The following is a 16,492-nucleotide window of genomic DNA, read 5'->3' on the forward strand; positions in this document are numbered from 1 at the left end:
ACACGAAGGGCCTCTGACCCGCGGAAACGCCGGTCAGAGGCCCTTTCTCATGCGGTCCTCAGCGCAGGGACGCGATCAGCGTCTGGGCGTCGCCGACCAGGCGGTCCCCCGCCGCGACCGAGACGTGCCGTCCGCCGGACCACGTCTCCACCGTCCGGACGAACTGCTCCAGACCACGGACCGCCTGCTGCTCGCGGCCCCGGTCCAGCGACCGCTCGACGGAGGCGAGTCGGGCATCGAGCGCGCGGGCCGCCGAGCGGCTCACGTCACCGGCTGCTCGCAGGTCCGCGAGCGTCCCCCGCAGCTGGTCGATCGTCGGAGCCGCGTACTCGAGACCGAACCCCGCCGGGAAGAGCGGGTCGACCGAGTCGTCGGCCACGTCGGCCAGCTGAGCCTCGACGGCCGCCATCGAGGACGGCAGCTCGAACGGCAGCGAGCCACCCGGGCGACGCTCGCCGGCGATCGTCTGGAGGAGGACCTCGTCGGAGACCCCGTAGTTGGCCAGCACCGCGCCGGCCCGGTCGACGACGTTGCCGAGCACGAGCGGACGGTCGAGCTTCGGCACCGCCACGGTCGGGACGCCGGAGTCCACGGCCGCCTGGAAGGCGGTGTAGTCCGGCTCGGTGCCCGCGAAGTCCAGGTCCGTGAGGTCCGGGCCGCCGCGCGGGTCGCTGAGGCGCACGACAGCCAGGTCGGCGTCTGCGAGGTCGGTGACGACGGTGTAGCCGGCGGCCGTCGCGGCGTCCGGGCTCACGCCCGAGAGGTAGACGTTCGCGTGGTCGGCCGGTGCGGCCGGGAGCAGGTCCCCGGCGTTGCTGAGCAGCGTGAGCGACGCGGCCTGGGCGGCGTCACCGACCCTGGCGAACGCCGCGTTGCCTGCGATCGACGCGGCCTTCGTCGGGCTCACGAACGGGCTCTCGAAGAGGCCGAGCTCGAACTTCTGCACGAGCACGCGGCGCGCGGCGGCGTCGACCCGGGCTCGCGTGACGAGGCCGTCGGCCACCGCCTGGACCACGTAGCTCGGCTCGTCGGAGCCGCCGACCTGGTCGACGCCGGCGTTGATCGTCAGGGCGAAGCGCTGCAGGACGGTCTTGTCCTCCACGCCCCAGGGCATGCCCACGCCCCACGGGCCGACGAAGAACGCGGGCGGCCGGTTCTCCTGGCACGCGGTCGGGCAGTCCCCCGTGATGCCCCAGTCCGAGACGATGACGCCGTCGAAGCCGTACCGGCCGCGCAGGAGGTCCTGCAGTAGGAACGAGCTGAAGCCCGCGCCCACCTGCGGGAGCGCCGTGCCCCGGTAGACGAGGTCCTTGAGGATCGAGTACGTCGGCATGACGCCGGCGGTGTCCGCGGCGAACGCGCCGGTGAACGGCACGATGTGCTCGGCGAAGTTGTTGCCCGGGAATGTCGCGTACCGGCCGTAGTAGTAGTGGCTGTCGAAGCCGTTCTCCTGCGCGCCGTAGCCGACCCAGTGCTTGGTCACGGTGGCGACGCTGTCGGAGGTCAGCCCGTGCGTGCCTTCCTGCAGCCCGGCGACGTACGCCTTGACGAGCTTCTTCACGGTCGCCGAGTCCGAGCCGAACGTGCCGTTGATGCGGGTCCAGCGCGGCTCGGTGGCGATGTCGGCCTGCGGCGAGAGCGCCTCGGTGATGCCGACCGCGCGGTACTCGGCGCGCACGATGTCGCCCAGCTCGCGGATGGTCGCGGCGTCACCGATCGCGCCCTGCCCGATGGCGTCCGGCATGGCGGTGGTGCCGACGCGCGCGACGGTCTGGCCGCCGGTGACGGAGAAGCCGTTGCGGGGGTCGCTCGAGATGACGACGGGGATCCCCAGCGGCTGGTTCTCGGCGATCGCCTGCACGCTGTTGCTGGCGGTGGCCATCGCGGCAGGATCGGCGGCCAGCCGCGTGATCATCGTCGTGATGCTGCGGTCGGCGACGAGCGTCGTCGTCCCCGCGGGGTCGTAGCCGCTGCCTGAGGCGGGCAGGGTGCCGTGCACCATGAGGCCCGCCTTCTGCTCCAGCGTCATGCGACCGAGCAGGTCTCGCGCCCTCGCCGACGGCGACAGCCGCCAGTCCTCGTAGGGGGTCAGCCTGCCGTTGCGGTCGAGGTCACGGAACTTCAGGCCGTGCACCGAGATGATCGGCACGGACCGGGTCGAGAGCGCGGGTTGCCGCTCGTGGCCCCTGGAGGTGGCTTCGCTCGGCGCCACCACGACGCCCAGCGCGAGCGCCGCGGCGAACGCGGCGCCTCCTGCTCTCCGCAGTGGGCGGTGCCGGCGGGTACGTGGGCGCGACGTCGTCGTCGTGGACATGGTTCCTCCTCGAACCTGTCACCACGGCCGCGCGCGAGCGCAGCCGCTCGTTCGCGTGAGCACGCTGCTCACCCGATCGAGTGTAGGAACGAGGCCAGATGGCCACCACCGGAGCCCCCGCGTCCCTGGGGAGCGAGGGAGGGAGCGCGTCGGGTCCGCCGCCGTCGGTCAGCGGCGCCGGGCGAACGCCCACGCGTCGACGTGGTCCGCCAGGCGGTAGATCCCCACCGCGAGCATCACGCCCCCGGCGATCACGGCGAGGGCCCCCGCGACGTCGAACGCGGCGTCCAGCACCGCGACCGACGAGATGCCGGAGACGACCGGGCCGAAGAAGACACCCGCGAACCCGAACGCCAGCAGGCCCGCCGAGCTGCGGAACGGTGACACCGCCGGGCGCGGCGCGGGACGCGGGCGGTCCACGGGTGTGGGCGCGACGACGGGATCAGGTGCGGTCATCTCGCGACCGTAGCGCCGACGGCCGCCCGCGCGGGCGGGTTTCGCCGGACGACCTACGCGGCGACCGGGAGCTCTTCTACCGGTTCCCGTACCGAGAGGCGACGCACCACCCGGACGACCGCGTAGGAGACGCAGTACACGGCGGCGCCGGCGATGGCGTCGAACAGGAAGTGGTTGCCGGTCGCGATGATGACGACGAGGGTCACCGACGGGAAGGCGATCGCGAGGACCTTCTGCCAGCGGACCTTGCTGACCGTGAAGACCGCGAGCCCGCACCACAGCGCCCAGCCGAAGTGCATGGAGGGCATGGCGGCGTACTCGTTGGAGACGCCGTGCCCCGAGTCGGCGGCGCTGCGGCCCCACGTCTCGAAGGCGACGACGGTGTCGATGTAGCCGCCGCCCGGCAGCAGGCGAGGCGGCGCGGCCGGGAAGATCCAGTAGCTGACCAGCGCGAACATCGTCATGACGACGAGCACGGAGCGGTGCACCACGTACTGCGCCGACGAGCGCCGCCACAGCCACGCGAGGACGAAGATCGCCGACGGCAGGAACAACGTCGCGTACATGTAGTTGGCGACCGTGATCGCTGCCGTGTGCTGCGCGAAGAAGTGGTTGATGCCGTGCTCGATGTCGAGGCCGAGGGCCTTCTCGACGTTGAGGATGTCCCGCGAGTGGGCGTTGGCCGCCCCGACCCGGTTGGGCGCGTGGTTGCGGATCATCGAGTAGACGACGTAGACGGCGACCATGATGGTCGCCTCCCGCGCCAGGAGAGCGCTGCGCGCGCGGTTCGTCACGCGCGGTTGCTGCTTCTCGACCGTGCCGGGGGCCGCCGTCACGTGCGCGGCGCCTGGATGCGGGTGACCTGCCGGCGCGCGCGAGCCAGGCTCGGCGTCCGGGAGATCAGGGGCATTCATCGATTGTGACACCTGCACAGCCCAGGCACCGGTCTTTTCCCGCCCGGAATCGGGTATCTCCTCGGTGATCTTGGGCACGCGAAGGGGGCCGAGAGGTCGCGCTGGACGAACGGGTCATCGAGCCTCACACTTGCGCTGCCCCTCTTGATGGTCCGGCCGCCGACGGCCGGGGAAGGAACCCCGCGGCCGTGTTGCGCACCGTGAGCTCTCATCTGTCCCTCGACGTGCGCACCCCACTCGAGATGCACCTTGCCGTGGCGGTCGCCGACGGCTCGTACGACCTCTCCGAGGTCCTGACCGTCCGCCACGAGGACGGCATCCTCGACGTCCTCGAGGTCAAGACCGGGCACGGCGGGCGCGTGCACCGCGTGCTCGCGCCGGCGGGTCGCGTCGTCGTCGACTACCACGCGACCGTGCACGGCCAGGCGGACCCGGCGGCCATCGAGGACCTCGACCTCATCGAGTTCCGCCGGCCCAGCCGCTACGCCGACTCGGACCGTCTGCTCTCCTTCGCGCGCGACCAGTTCGTCGGCCTCGAGGGCCGCGAGCTGCTCGATGCCGTCGCGGACTGGGTGCACGGCCACGTCACGTACTTCGCCGGTGCGAGCCTGCCCACCGACGGCGCGACCGACACCCTGCTCAAGCGACGCGGCGTGTGCCGCGACTTCGCCCACCTCGTGGTCGCGCTGGTGCGTGCGTGCGACGTCCCCGCACGCCTGGCCTCGGTCTACGCGCCCGGGCTCAAGCCGATGGACTTCCACGCGGTCGCCGAGGCGTTCGTCGACGGGCAGTGGCAGGTCGTCGACGCGACGCGCCTCGCACCCGTCGGCACCCTGCTGCGCATCGCCACTGGCCGCGACGCGACCGACACCGCGTTCCTCTCGTCGTACGGCGGCTCGCTCGTCCTGCGGTCGATGACGGTCACGGCTTCGGTCGACGAGCAGCCGCCGACGAGCGACGGCCCGACCCAGCTGCGCTGACGCCCGCACTCACGCCGCCCTCGGAGAGACGTCCTGCCGGTCGGCGGACGACGACCGGCCCTTGGTCGCGTCCTGCACGACCCGCGCCCGGCTCTCGAGCAGGCGTGTGACGAGCTCCTGGGAGAACCCGAACAGCAGCGCGAAGACCGCGACCTGCGAGGCGCTCGTCAGCGAGACACCCGGCACCTCGCCGCTCTGGACGAGCATGACGCCGACGACGGCCGTGAGGCCGCCCAGCGGAACACGGACCAGGCTGAGCGCCGGGGTGATCCGGTAGGGCGACGATCCGGGGCTGGCGCGGCGCATCGCGATGATCGCCGCGAGGGCTCCGCCCAGCGCACCGAGGAACGCCACCACCCCGGCGTCGCGTGACGTCGCGGTCGCTCCCCCACCCGGGCAGAGCGTGGCGCCCCCGCCGGCCGGGCCGCACAGCGGCAGGTACTCCGGTCGCAGCGCAGCCGCGACGATCGTCAGCGCCAGGGCGAGCGCCGCGAGCATCGCCACGCGCAGGAGCCGGTTGCGCCAGTCGCGCAGGTTGCGGTGCTCGTCGTCGGCCAGCTCGAGCGACGCCTGCAGCGCGGCGGCGATCGCCTGACGGTCCTCCGCGGTCGCGGTGTGCGCCGCGACCCGCTCGCCGAGCTCGGGCTCCTCGACGGCCAGGCGCAGCGGGTCGCCCTTGGTCAGCCGCATGATCGTCCGACGACGCGCGTCCACGAGCTGGCGCGGCAGGGCGTCGCGCCCGACGACGAGCGGGAGAGTCGCCTGGGCCAGGTGCGTGGCGTTCCACGCGGTCTCGATGCTCGTGCCGTTCCACCACTGCCAGCGCGGGAACGGTGCCATCGACGCGTGCCGGGCGGTCGCGAGATGGCGCTCGACCGCGGAGCGGGGTCGGGGCTGGAGGAGCGAGACCTGGGCGCTGATGTCCTCGACGCGGTGACGGACCTCGACCTGCCAGGGCCCCACGTGCTCGCCGTGCTTCCACCAGCGGGCGGGTTCGGCGTCGTCGGGCTGACGGTCCTGGTCCCGCACGTCGACCACGGCCGGCGTCGGGAGGCGGGTCGCGCCCGGGGTCGTCGTCCGCGACTGCCGCGGCTTCGACGGCCGCGCGGCGGTGGGCCGGGCGGCGGTGCGCGCCATCGAGCGGGCGGTCGCGACCCCCGGGGGCGGCTTGGCCGCCGTGGTGGACGTCTCGATCGGTGGTGGTGTCTGCGCGACCATCGCGCACCCCTGACCCCGCAGGTCGGCCCCGGTGCGGGCCCTGTCACCCGGAAGGATGACGCGGACCGCCCTCAGATACCAGGGTCGTGCCGCCCGTTCACGCGCTCTCGCGCAGCATCCGGCGACGCCCCTCGACCGCGACGAGCTCCGCGAAGGCGGCCGAGTACGCCGCGGGGTCGGCGGTGGCGTCCATCCGCTGCAGCGCACCGCGCAGCTCGGCGATGTGCCGCGTGAAGCCGAGCTCCACGAGCCGGAGCACGACGCCGCGCACGTAGTCCGCCAGCGCCGCCGGGCGGTCCTCGGGCAGCGGTGCGACCGCCAGCTCGGTGACCAGCGGTGCGACGGCGGCGGCCGCCTCCTCGATGACGGCGCCGACCCACGCCGTCGCGTCGCCCGCGGCGCTCAACGGCTGCGCGACCGCGAGGCCGCCCGCGGCGCGGATCGCCTCGTGCACCGCGCGGTAGGCGGGCGCGGAGAACGCGTCCGCGGCGAGCTCGTCGAACTCGGCCGGGACCAGGTGCGGTGCCTGCAGGACCACCTCGAGCGCGGTGCGCTCGGTCTGGCCGACCGGGTCGCGGCGGTCGGGGACGGGCAGGCGCACGGGCCGCTCGGGCTGCCCGTCGTTCGTCGGGCGGCCGTCGTCGGACCTCCCCTGGGGGCGCCGCTCGTCGGGCCTCCCGTGCGGGCGGTCCTGCCCGCGGCGATCGTCGGCGCGACCCTGCTGGCGGCTCTGGCCGCCGCGCTCGTCGGGCCGACCCGGTGCGCGCGACGCGGCCGCGACCGCGCGACGCACGCTGTCCTGGTCCTCGATGCCGAGCCAGCCCGCGAGCAGCCGCGTGTACTCGGGCCGCAGGGCCGCGTCGCGGATGCCCGCCACCACGGGCGCGGCGGCGCGCAACGCGCCGACCCGGCCCTCGGCGGTCGCCAGGTCGTAGGTGGCGAGCGTGGAGCGGATGACGAACTCGTACAGCGGCTGGCGCCCGGCGACGAGCGCGCGCACGGCGTCCGGACCCTTGGCCTGACGCAGCTCGCACGGGTCCATGCCGGAGGGCTCGACCGCGACGAACGTCTGCGCGGAGAAGCTCTGGTCCTCGCCGAACGCGCGCAGCGCGGCCTTCTGACCCGCGGCGTCCCCGTCGAACGTGAAGATGATCTCGCCACCGACCGACGTGCCGGACGCGAGCTGCACGCCGCCGCTGCCGCCGCTGTCCCCCACCAGCCGGCGCACGATGCGCGCGTGGTCCGGGCCGAACGCCGTGCCGCACGTGGCGACCGCGGAGCCGATGCCGGACAGCTGCATCGCCATGACGTCGGTGTAGCCCTCGACGACGACGACGCGCTTGTCGCGCTGCATGTCGCGCTTGGCCAGGTCGAGGCCGTAGAGCACGTGGGACTTGCGGTAGAGCGGCGTCTCGGGGGTGTTGAGGTACTTGGGGCCCTGGTCCTCCTCGAAGAGGCGGCGCGCGCCGAAGCCGACCGTCTCCCCCGTGACCTCGCGGATCGGCCAGACCAGGCGGCCGCGGAACCGGTCGTAGATGCCGCGCTGCCCCTGGCTCACCAGGCCCGACGCGGTGAGCTCGGCCTCGGTGAACCCGCGCCCGCGCAGGTGGCGCAGCAGCGAGTCCCAGCCCTGGGGGGCGAACCCGACGCCGAAGTGCTCGGCCGCGGACCGGTCGAAGCCACGCTCGGCGAGGAACGTGCGGCCGGCGGCGGCACCGGGCGAGGCGAGCTGCTCGCGGAAGTAGGTCTCGGCGACCGCGTGCGCCTCGATGAGGCGGCGGCGCTTGCCGGGCTCGTCGCCCGGCCTCGGCGCGCCGCCCTCCTCGTAGCGCAGCTGGATCCCGACGCGCGAGGCCAGGTACTCGACCGCCTCGGTGAATCCCAGCCCGTCGACCTGCTGCACGAACGAGATGACGTCGCCGCCCTCGCCGCACCCGAAGCAGTGGTAGCGGCCGACCTGGGGGCGCACGTGGAAGGAGGGCGAACGCTCGTCGTGGAAGGGGCACAGGCCCTTCAGCGACCCGACGCCCGCGGGCTTCAGGGTGACGTGGGCTCCGACGATCTCCTCGATGCGCGCGCGCTCGCGGACCGCTTCCACGTCCTCCCGTCGGATGCGTCCCGCCACGGCCCGAAGTCTAGGCCGGATACGCCCACGCTCGGTCCCCGCCTGTGGCCGGCCACCCGTCCGCCGGGCTCCCCCCGCGCTTCCACGCGCCCCGCTGCGCTCGTCGTTGCCTCCGTGGTTGAACGACACGCCGCACTTCCCGCGGCGTGTCGTTCAACCATCCCTGCAATCACGAGCGGGGCAGGCGCGCGAACGGGGTCAGTGGCGCGGGGGGTGGACCAGGCGGGCGTGCAGCTCGGCCGCGGAGACGTCCGTGAGCGAGGCCACCTGGTCGACGACGACGCGCAGCCGCGCCGCGTCGTTCGCGGCCGCCTGCCAGTCGGCCGCGAAGGGCGGCTCGAGGGCGAGCGGTGCGCGGTCCGAGAGCACGCGCACGAGGTCGGTGAGCATCTCGCGCTGACGGTGGTAGAGCGGCTCGAGCTCGCGTGGCGCCATGACGTAGGCGACCGCGAGCCCCTTGAGCACGAGGATCTCGGCGAGGGTCTCGTGCGGGACGACGAGCTCCGCCGCGTACCGCGTGAGAGGGCCGGGACCGTAGCGCTCGCGCGTCGCGAGCTGCGAGGCCTTCGCGAACCGGCCGATGAGCTGGCTCGTCGCGTCCTTGAGCATCGCCAGCGCGCCGCGGGACCCGTCGAACCCGGGGCGCCACAACCGGGCGCGGACCAGCCGGTCCATCGCGTCGCGCAGCTCGGCGTCGCTGACCGCGTCGCCGTACCAGGTGCTCACGGCCTCGACCACGCGGTCGCGCTCGTCGGGCTGGGAGAGGACCTCGAGGTCCAGGCGCGCGCCGACGACGGCGTCCTCGACGTCGTGGACCGAGTAGGAGATGTCGTCGGCCAGGTCCATGACCTGCGCCTCGAGGCACTTGCGGCCCGCGGGCGCGTCCTGGCGCAGCCACTCGAACACCGGCAGGTCGTCCTCGTAGACGCCGAACTTGTGCGTCGGCCGACCGCTCGCGGCGCTGACCGGTCCCTGCAGGTGCCGCCACGGGTACTTGACCGACGCGTCGAGCGAGGCGCGCGTGAGGTTGAGCCCCACCGCGGTGCCGTCGGGTGCGACGACCTTGGGCTCGAGGCGGGTCAGCAGGCGCAGCGTCTGCGCGTTGCCCTCGAAGCCGCCGATCCCCCGCGCCAGCTCGGCCAGCGCACGCTCGCCGTTGTGGCCGAAGGGCGGGTGGCCGAGGTCGTGCGCGAGGCACGCGGTGTCGACGACGTCCGGGTCACAACCCAGCGCCTTGCCGATCTCGCGGCCCACCTGCGCGACCTCGAGCGTGTGCGTCAGCCGCGTGCGCACGAAGTCGTCCGACGAGGGCCCGAGCACCTGCGTCTTGGCGCCCAGCCGGCGCAGCGCCGAGGAGTGCACGAGGCGGGCCCGGTCGCGCTCGAACGCGGTGCGCGCGCGCGACTTCGACCCTTCGGTGACCCACCGCTCGCGGTCGGCGTCGACGTAGCCGTCCAGGTCGAGGGTCTCGTCGAGCGCGGTCACGTCGCCCAGCCTAACGACGCGCCCCGACGTCGGCCGTCAGGCCAGCCGCCAGACCTGCGCCGTCGGGCCGGATCCGGGCAGCGAGAGGTCCGCGCCGAGCTCCGCACCGCCGTAGAGGTTGACCGGCTCGGAGGTCGCGAGCCAGGCCGGGAGCGATGCGCCGGCCCACGGCGCGCGGGCCAGCAGCACCAGCACGCGCTCGTCGGCCGTCTCCCGCAGGAACGCCACCGCGTCGTCCTCGACGACGACCCACCGCAGCCCGCCGTCCCGCAGCGCGCGCGACGAGCGCCGCAGGGCGATCAGCTCGTGGTAGGTCGTGAACGTGGAGCCGTCCCACCCCGGTCCCCCGCCGTCGGCGATCGCGTCCCACGGCATCGGCACGCGTGCGTGCTCGCCGTTGACGCCGGTCGCCCCGCCCTCGTCGCCCGCGAACAGCACGGGCGTGCCCGGGTACGTGAAGAGGAGCGCAGCCGCCACCTCCTGCATCGCGGCGGACCCGACGACGGTCCGCAGCCGGGCGGTGTCGTGCGAGGCGAGCATGTTCCACTGGTGGCGCGTCACGGCCCACGGCACGGTCGCGTCGAAGTCGCGCATCGTCCCCACCATCGACGCTCCGCCGTGCCGCGGGACGGGCACGGGCATCCCCATGAACGAGGCGGACGTGCCGGGAGCGGCCAGCCACGTCCAGGCGGGGCGCGTGAACGCCGAGTAGTTCATGTTCACGTGCCAGCCGCCCACGGCCAGGTCGGCCGCGGCGTCGTGGAAGTGCTCGCTGACGAGCACCGCGGACGGGTTCAGGTCGCGCATGGTCGACCGGATCTCGCGCGCGATGTCGTGCGTGAAGTCGTCGGCCGCGTACCGCCCGGTCATGTTGGCGACGTCGATGCGCCAGCCGTCGAGGCTGAACGGCGGCACGAGCCAGCGCCCGATCACGGACGAGGGACCGCGGACCATGCGCTCGGCGAGGTGCGGCGCGTTGTAGTTGAGCTTGGGCAGCGACGAGTGCTCGAGCCACCCCACGTAGCCCGGTTCACCGGGGGTCCAGTAGTAGAACCCGGCCTCCTCGCTGGACGGGTCCGCCTGGGCGCGCGCGAACCACTCGTGACCCGCACCCGTGTGGTTGGTGGTGAAGTCACCCATGAGCCGCAGCCCGCGGGCGTGGACCGCGGTGGACAGGGACGCGAGCGCCTCGTCGCCGCCCAGCAGCGGGTCCACCGAGTCGAACGTGCTCGCGTCGTACCGGTGGTTGGAGCGCCCGGGGAAGATCGGCGTCAGGTACAGCGTGTCGACACCGAGCCGCTCGAGGTGGTCCAGGTGCTGCTCGACGCCCCGGAGGTCGCCGCCGTAGAGCTGCTGCGCAACTCCGGGGCCCGACGCGATGGGCTCGTCGGTCCAGTCGGCCGGCAGCGCCCAGTCCGGGATCGGCCCGTGGTCGTCGCCCGACCGCGCGAACCGGTCCGGGAACACCTGGTAGACGACCGCGTCGTCCATCCAGGCGGGGGCCGGCTCGTGCACGGTGATCCGGAAGTCGGCCGCGTCGGGCACGTCGCGGTCGAACACCCCGCGCCCGTTGACCCAGCGGTAGCCGCCCGGCTCGTCGAGCAGGAACCGGTAGGACGCCACCGGGTTGTGCACCGGCAGGTCGGCGACGTACCACCGCTCGTGCTCGTCGGACCGCTCGAGCCGGGCCGGCGACAGCCGGGGCTCGCCGTCGCGGACCGCACGCAGCCACACGGCCGTCTCGGGGTTGTCGGCGGGTACGCGCAGCCGGACGGGGACGACGTCGCCGAGCCGCGGCGTGGCGCGCGGGACGTACAGCTCGGAGCCGTCGTGGTGCGGGTCGAGCGTGCTCATCCCTTGACGGCTCCGGCAGTGAGGCCGCCCACGATGTACTTCTGCAGGTAGAGGAACAGCGCGAGGACCGGGAGGGTCGCGATGACCGCGCCTGCGGCGAACAGGCCCCAGTTGGCCTCGAGCAACGAGGACACCCAGCCGTAGAGGCCGACCGCGAGCGTCCAGTTGTCCTCGGACTGGAGGACCGAGCGCGCGATGATGAACTCGCCGAAGGTCGAGATGAACGAGAGCAGCCCGACGACCGCCAGCACGGGGGCGACGAGGCGCAGGATGATCGTCCAGTAGATCTGCGCGTGGGTAGCGCCGTCGATCTTCGCTGCCTCGTCCAGCTCACGCGGGACGGTGTTGAAGAACCCGTACATGAGGAAGGTGTTCACGCCGAGCGCGCCCCCCAGGTACACGCAGATCAACGCCACCTTGCTGTTGAGCCCGAGCGCGGGGATCACGTCGCCGAGGCTGATGAGCAGCAGGAAGATCGCCACGAACGCCAGCATCTGGGGGAACATCTGGATGATGAGCAGCGAGGTCAGGCCGACGCGTCGCCCGCTGAACCGGTACCGCGAGAAGGCGTAGGCCGCGGCCGCACCCATCAGGACGGTCCCGATCGACGTGGCGACGGCGATGACGACGCTGTTGCCCATCCACGTCCAGAACATCGTCGAGGACAGCGCCGAGTAGTTGGCGGTGCTGACCGGGCCGAACAGGTCGGTCAACGACCCCTTCTCGTGCAACGAGGCCGCCACGAGGTAGACGAGCGGGAACGCCGCGAAGACGATCGCGAGGACGCCGACGACGTGCCGCCAGCCCAGCTCGCTGAACCACCGGCCGAAGGACATCGAGCCGCGCCGCGGGCGGGCGCTGCTCGCACGGGCAGGTGCTGTCGTGGACATCAGTTGATCTCCTCGAGCTTGCGGGTCTGCCGGAAGGCGATCGCGGAGATGCCGCCGACGATGACGAAGATGACGATGGACAGCGCGCTCGCGAGCCCGTAGTTCTTGGGTGCGCCGCCGTCGATCCCGGAGATGGAGTACACCATCGAGATCAAGATGTCGGTGTGTCCCAGCGGCACCGACGCGTCGGCGAACTGCGGACCTCCGCCCGTCAGCATGTAGATGAGCGTGAAGTTGTTGAAGTTGAATGCGAACGACGAGATCAGCAGGGGTGCCGTCGACACGAGCAGCAGGGGCATGATCACCGACCGCCAGGTGCGCCACCTGCCGGCGCCGTCGATCTTGGCCGCTTCCATGACGTCGCCCGGCAGCGACTGCAGCGCGCCCGTGCAGATGAGGAACATGTACGGGAAGCCAAGCCAGAGGTTCACGAAGAGGACCGAGAACTTCGCGAGCCACGGGTCCGTCAGCCACGGGATCTCGGCGCCGCCGAAGAACAGGTTGTTGATCAGCCCGAACCGGCGGTTGAGCATCCCCGACCACAGCAGAGCCGCCACGAAGCCGGGGATCGCATACGGCAGGATCATGAGCATCCGGTAGACCTTGCGCCCTCGCATCCGCGCGTCGTTGAACGTCATCGCGAGGAACAGGCCCAGCAGGAAGGTCGTCACCACCGACAGGATCGCGAACGCGAACGTCCAGACGAGGATCTGCACGAAGGGCTTCGCGTAACGCGCGTCGGAGAACGCTGTCGTGAAGTTCTCGAAGCCGACGGAGACACGCCACCCGACCGGCAGGACGCTCCCATCAGGAGCCTGGAACTGCCCGTGGGAGTTGGGGCTGTAGACGAGACCCGTCTCGGCGTCGGTCATGGTCCCGGCGTCCGGGTCGTAGGTGAGGACCGACTTGAAGACGTAGCCGACGCGGGCGTCCTGGGTGCGGATCGACCCGTCGGCGGCATCGTCGGAGATGGGGACGCGCAGCGCGGTGATGGCCTGCTGCTGAGCGAGGATCTCCTGGCGGCTGAGGACGGTCCACCCGTCGACGGCGGTGATGCGGTTCGACTCGACAGTCGCGGAGGAGTCGGGTGCGAGCGGCTCGTCCGCGGACCCCACGAGCGCCGCTCCGTCCGGGTCGATCACGGCGAAGCCGAGCGTGGCGCCCTGCTCGACGACCGTCAGGGGGTACGCCGGCGATCCGTCCACCCGCTTCTCGTCCTGGACGAGGAGGGCGTCGACTGCCTGCTGCTTGGTTCCGTTGTGCCCGTCGCCGTAGTTGGTGAAGGCCACGAACCCCGTGTAGAAGACGACGAAGATCTGGAAGACGAGCAGGAATGCCAGCCCCGGCAGGATGTACTTGAGGGCGAGCGCCCTGCGCGTGAAGTACACCCAGTTGGCCGCGACGAGGAGCACCAGCATCGCGGCGAGAATCCAGTAGGCCTGTGCGTTCCATGCCGCGAGGACGCAGTACACGCCCACCGCGTCGATGATGCCGATGAGGACCAGCTTCACCAGGAAGCCAGGCCGCACGTTGCGGGCGTGCGAGTCGTCCGATCGCACGGGAGGCTCGGGATCGGTGGCACGCGGGGGGGCGCCCTGCGCAGCACGCGGGGACTTCACTGTCGGCATCGTCGCCTCCGGTCGGTTGTGACTGCGCGACGCGGCGCCGGGAGCCCGGCGCCGCGTCACGTCTTGACGGTCAGGAGATCAGGAGCCGATGGCCTTGGTGATGTCCTTGATCATCTTGTTCCAGCCGTCCGTCGGGTCGAGCTTGCCGGAGATGATGCCGGCCTCCGTCACGCCCCAGAACTGCCACACGGAACCCATCTGCGGGATCGAGGGCATGGGGACCGCGTCCTTGCCGACGGCGGCGAAACCGGCGGTGATCGGGTCGGACGACGCCTTCTCGGCAGCGCTGATGAGAGCCGGCGGGCGGTTGCCCGCCTTGTAGAGCGCGGTCTGGGCGTCGTCGGTGGCCATGTAGTTGATCAGGAAGTCGTTCGCCAGCAGGGCGTTCTTGCTCTGGGCGCTCACGTAGAAGCCCTGGACGCCGACGAAGGGCTGCGCCGGCTTGCCCCCGGCCGAGGGGAGCGGGTCGATCGACAGATCCATGTCCTTGAAGGTGTCCAGCATCCAGGGGCCGCCGACGATGAACGGCGACTCACCCTTGGCGAACGCCGCCGTCGCGTTGTCGTAGGTGATGGCGGTGTCGAGCACCTTGGTGCCCTTCTCGCCCTCCTTGGCCAGCCACTTGGCGAAGGCGATGCCCTCGTCCCCGCCCATGGCGAGCTCCGGCTTGTAGGAGCCGTCGTCGTTCTGCTCGAACACCGGGGCGCCGAACGACGTCTGGAAGGGGTAGTACGTGTACGGGTCGCCCTGGTCGCTGGTCTGGATGAGGAAGGGGAACTTCGTCTTCGCCTTCTTACCCGCCGTGATCGTGTCGTCCCAGGTCTTGGGAGCCTTCGACGCCAGCTTGGTGTTGCGGATCAGGGCGATGTTCTCGATCGCGTAGGGCACGCCGTAGACCTGGCCGTCCTGGGTGAACGCCTGGATCGAGACGGGCTGGAAGTCCGCGGTCTTGTCGCCGAGCTCGACGGGTGCGACCACACCGTTCTGGGTGAGCTCACCCAGCCAGTCGTGGGCGCCCACCGTGATGTCCGGCCCCTTGCCGGTCGGGACCTGGGCGATGAAGTCAGCCTTGATGTCCTCGAAGTTCTTCTGGACCAGCGTCACCTTGGCGCCGGTCTCCTTCTCGAAGGCCGTCGCCGCGTCCTGGACCGCCGTCTTGCGGGTCTCGTCGACCCAGATGGTCAGCGACCCGCCGTCGGTCGGCGTCGTGGCCGCGGCGCTGCTCGGGGCTGCCCCCGTCGGCGTCGCCGCGCCCTCGTTTGAGCCGCCGCTCGAGCACGCGCTCATGGTCAGGGCAAGGCCGAGGGCCGCCGCCACGACAGGGATGCTCCGTCGCATCTTCGATCTCCTGGGTTCAGTGAGTGTTTCAGTGGGTGTGCCAACGCTCGGCGGCATCACCACCGACACTGGCCTGATGGGGAGACGCTAACGTCGTTGCAACCTCCGCTGCAAGTCGTTACGGTAACTTTCAGGCAACGGTTTCACGGGGTTCGTCGCCGGCTTCTGCTTGCACCCCGAACGGCCCAGGACGAGGAGGTCCCGTGTCCCCTACGCTGCCACCCGTGCGCACTCGACTGACAGACCTGGCTGAACAGGCCGGCGTCAGCACTGCCACGGTGTCGCGCGTGCTCAACGGCAAGCACGGGGTGTCGACCCAGGCGCGCCAGGCGGTCCTCGCCGCGCTCGACGTCCTCGGCTACGAGCGGCCCGAGAAGCTGCGCACGCGGTCGGCGGGCCTCGTCGGCCTCGTCGTCCCGGAGCTGTCGAACCCCGTCTTCCCCGCGTTCGCGCAGGTCATCGAGTCGATGCTCACCGAGCGCGGTTACACGCCGCTGCTGTGCACGCAGTCCCCCGGTGGCACCACCGAGGACCAGTACGTCGACATGCTCCTCGAGCACGGCGTCGCCGGGATCGTGTTCGTCTCCGGCCTGCACGCCGACTCGTCGGCCTCGAAGGACCGCTACCACCGGCTGCGGTCGAGCGGGATGCCCGTCGTCCTGGTCAACGGCTTCGCCGAGGGGGTCGACGCGCCGAGCGTGTCGACCGACGACGTCGCGGCCCTGGACCTCGCGTTCCGGCACCTCGTCTCGCTGGGCCACCGGTCCATCGGGCTGGCCATCGGACCCGACCGGTTCGTGCCGGCCGCGCGCAAGCGTGCCGAGTTCACGGCGAACCTCGAGCGCCACCTCGGCATCACCGACCCGACCGGGCACGTCGTCTCGACACTGTTCACGGTGGAGGGCGGGCAGGCCGCGGCGCTCGAGCTGATCGAGACCGGACACACCGCGATCATCTGCGGCTCCGACCTCATGGCTCTCGGCGCGATCCGCGCGGCCCGCTCGCGTGGGCTGTCCGTGCCCGAGGACCTCTCGGTCGTCGGCTTCGACGACTCGCCGCTGATCGCGTTCACCGACCCGCCCCTGACGACCGTGCGCCAGCCGGTCCTCGCCATGGGGCACGCGGCGGTGTCCGCGCTCGTCGCGGAGATCACCGGCACGCCGGCGTCGCGCATCGAGCTCAAGTTCCACCCCGAGCTCATCGTGCGCGCGTCGACCGGGGCGGCGCCCCACGTCGCCGACCTGGCGGCCCACGCCGCCGCTGCGCCCGTCGCTCCCTGACGCCTCGCGC

12 protein-coding genes are annotated in these 16,492 nt (G+C 72.0%); 2 read left to right on the forward strand and 10 right to left on the reverse strand.

Annotated elements, in window-relative coordinates; translation table 11 throughout:
• Nucleotides 1–58: 58 nt before the first annotated feature.
• The 3 genes from EDF34_RS03185 to EDF34_RS03195 all read right to left on the reverse strand — a co-directional run bounded on the left by EDF34_RS03185 (nucleotide 59) and on the right by EDF34_RS03195 (nucleotide 3,684).
• Nucleotides 59–2,314: a glycoside hydrolase family 3 protein gene (locus tag EDF34_RS03185; protein ID WP_123369892.1), complete on the reverse strand. Its 2,256-nt coding sequence runs from the start codon at nucleotides 2,312–2,314 to the stop codon at nucleotides 59–61.
• A 168-nt stretch (nucleotides 2,315–2,482) separates the two neighbouring features.
• Nucleotides 2,483–2,770 carry a hypothetical protein gene (locus EDF34_RS03190; protein WP_148076561.1) on the reverse strand — a complete coding sequence of 96 codons (288 nt, stop codon included), beginning with the start codon at nucleotides 2,768–2,770 and terminating at the stop codon, nucleotides 2,483–2,485.
• 53 nt (nucleotides 2,771–2,823) lie between these two features.
• Nucleotides 2,824–3,684: a phosphatase PAP2 family protein gene (locus tag EDF34_RS03195; protein ID WP_123369894.1), complete on the reverse strand. Its 861-nt coding sequence runs from the start codon at nucleotides 3,682–3,684 to the stop codon at nucleotides 2,824–2,826.
• Nucleotides 3,685–3,872: 188 nt separating this feature from the next.
• On the opposite strand from EDF34_RS03195, the gene EDF34_RS03200 reads away from it, so the two are divergent.
• The gene (locus EDF34_RS03200) at nucleotides 3,873–4,664 is read left to right on the forward strand and encodes a transglutaminase family protein (protein ID WP_199737612.1); all 792 of its coding nucleotides are present in this window, start codon (nucleotides 3,873–3,875) and stop codon (nucleotides 4,662–4,664) included.
• A 9-nt stretch (nucleotides 4,665–4,673) separates the two neighbouring features.
• On the opposite strand, the gene EDF34_RS03205 is transcribed toward EDF34_RS03200, so the two are convergent.
• The 7 genes from EDF34_RS03205 to EDF34_RS03235 form a co-directional block, all read right to left on the reverse strand.
• The gene (locus EDF34_RS03205) at nucleotides 4,674–5,882 is read right to left on the reverse strand and encodes a hypothetical protein (RefSeq protein ID WP_148076562.1); all 1,209 of its coding nucleotides are present in this window, start codon (nucleotides 5,880–5,882) and stop codon (nucleotides 4,674–4,676) included.
• A gap of 97 nt (nucleotides 5,883–5,979) precedes the next feature.
• Entirely contained in the window at nucleotides 5,980–8,007 is a 2,028-nt protein-coding gene (dnaG, locus tag EDF34_RS03210; protein WP_123369897.1) for a DNA primase, read from the reverse strand.
• Between the two features lie 198 nt (nucleotides 8,008–8,205).
• Nucleotides 8,206–9,492, reverse strand: coding sequence for a deoxyguanosinetriphosphate triphosphohydrolase (locus EDF34_RS03215; protein WP_123369898.1), 1,287 nt, complete (start codon nucleotides 9,490–9,492; stop codon nucleotides 8,206–8,208).
• Nucleotides 9,493–9,528: 36 nt separating this feature from the next.
• Nucleotides 9,529–11,346 carry a glycoside hydrolase family 13 protein gene (locus tag EDF34_RS03220; RefSeq protein ID WP_123369899.1) on the reverse strand — a complete coding sequence of 606 codons (1,818 nt, stop codon included), beginning with the start codon at nucleotides 11,344–11,346 and terminating at the stop codon, nucleotides 9,529–9,531.
• The gene (locus tag EDF34_RS03225) at nucleotides 11,343–12,236 is read right to left on the reverse strand and encodes a sugar ABC transporter permease (RefSeq protein ID WP_123369900.1); all 894 of its coding nucleotides are present in this window, start codon (nucleotides 12,234–12,236) and stop codon (nucleotides 11,343–11,345) included. The genes EDF34_RS03220 and EDF34_RS03225 overlap by 4 nt, the downstream gene beginning before the upstream one ends.
• Nucleotides 12,236–13,864, reverse strand: a complete 1,629-nt coding sequence (locus EDF34_RS03230) for an ABC transporter permease subunit (protein WP_123369901.1) — start codon at nucleotides 13,862–13,864, stop codon at nucleotides 12,236–12,238. The genes EDF34_RS03225 and EDF34_RS03230 overlap by 1 nt, the downstream gene beginning before the upstream one ends.
• 78 nt (nucleotides 13,865–13,942) lie before the next feature.
• On the reverse strand, nucleotides 13,943–15,202 hold the full coding sequence (locus EDF34_RS03235; RefSeq protein WP_123369902.1) for a maltose ABC transporter substrate-binding protein: 1,260 nt from the start codon (nucleotides 15,200–15,202) through the stop codon (nucleotides 13,943–13,945).
• Nucleotides 15,203–15,405: 203 nt separating this feature from the next.
• Here EDF34_RS03235 and EDF34_RS03240 point away from each other — a divergent pair, with 203 nt between their 5' ends.
• A complete protein-coding gene (locus EDF34_RS03240; RefSeq protein WP_123369903.1) occupies nucleotides 15,406–16,482 on the forward strand; it encodes a LacI family DNA-binding transcriptional regulator in 1,077 nt (358 codons plus the stop codon).
• Nucleotides 16,483–16,492 lie beyond the last annotated feature (10 nt).

This window comes from Cellulomonas sp. PhB150 (assembly GCF_003755175.1).
Taxonomy (GTDB): domain Bacteria; phylum Actinomycetota; class Actinomycetes; order Actinomycetales; family Cellulomonadaceae; genus Cellulomonas.

What these genes read in the sequence shown, in the direction of transcription:
- EDF34_RS03185 (WP_123369892.1), bottom strand. Translation starts at nt 2,314, where the DNA reads ATGTCCACGACGACGACGTCGCGCCCACGTACCCGCCGGCACCGCCCA.
- EDF34_RS03190 (WP_148076561.1), bottom strand. Translation starts at nt 2,770, where the DNA reads ATGACCGCACCTGATCCCGTCGTCGCGCCCACACCCGTGGACCGCCCG.
- EDF34_RS03195 (WP_123369894.1), bottom strand. Translation starts at nt 3,684, where the DNA reads ATGAATGCCCCTGATCTCCCGGACGCCGAGCCTGGCTCGCGCGCGCCG.
- EDF34_RS03205 (WP_148076562.1), bottom strand. Translation starts at nt 5,882, where the DNA reads ATGGTCGCGCAGACACCACCACCGATCGAGACGTCCACCACGGCGGCC.
- EDF34_RS03220 (WP_123369899.1), bottom strand. Translation starts at nt 11,346, where the DNA reads ATGAGCACGCTCGACCCGCACCACGACGGCTCCGAGCTGTACGTCCCG.
- EDF34_RS03225 (WP_123369900.1), bottom strand. Translation starts at nt 12,236, where the DNA reads ATGTCCACGACAGCACCTGCCCGTGCGAGCAGCGCCCGCCCGCGGCGC.
- EDF34_RS03230 (WP_123369901.1), bottom strand. Translation starts at nt 13,864, where the DNA reads ATGCCGACAGTGAAGTCCCCGCGTGCTGCGCAGGGCGCCCCCCCGCGT.
- EDF34_RS03235 (WP_123369902.1), bottom strand. Translation starts at nt 15,202, where the DNA reads ATGCGACGGAGCATCCCTGTCGTGGCGGCGGCCCTCGGCCTTGCCCTG.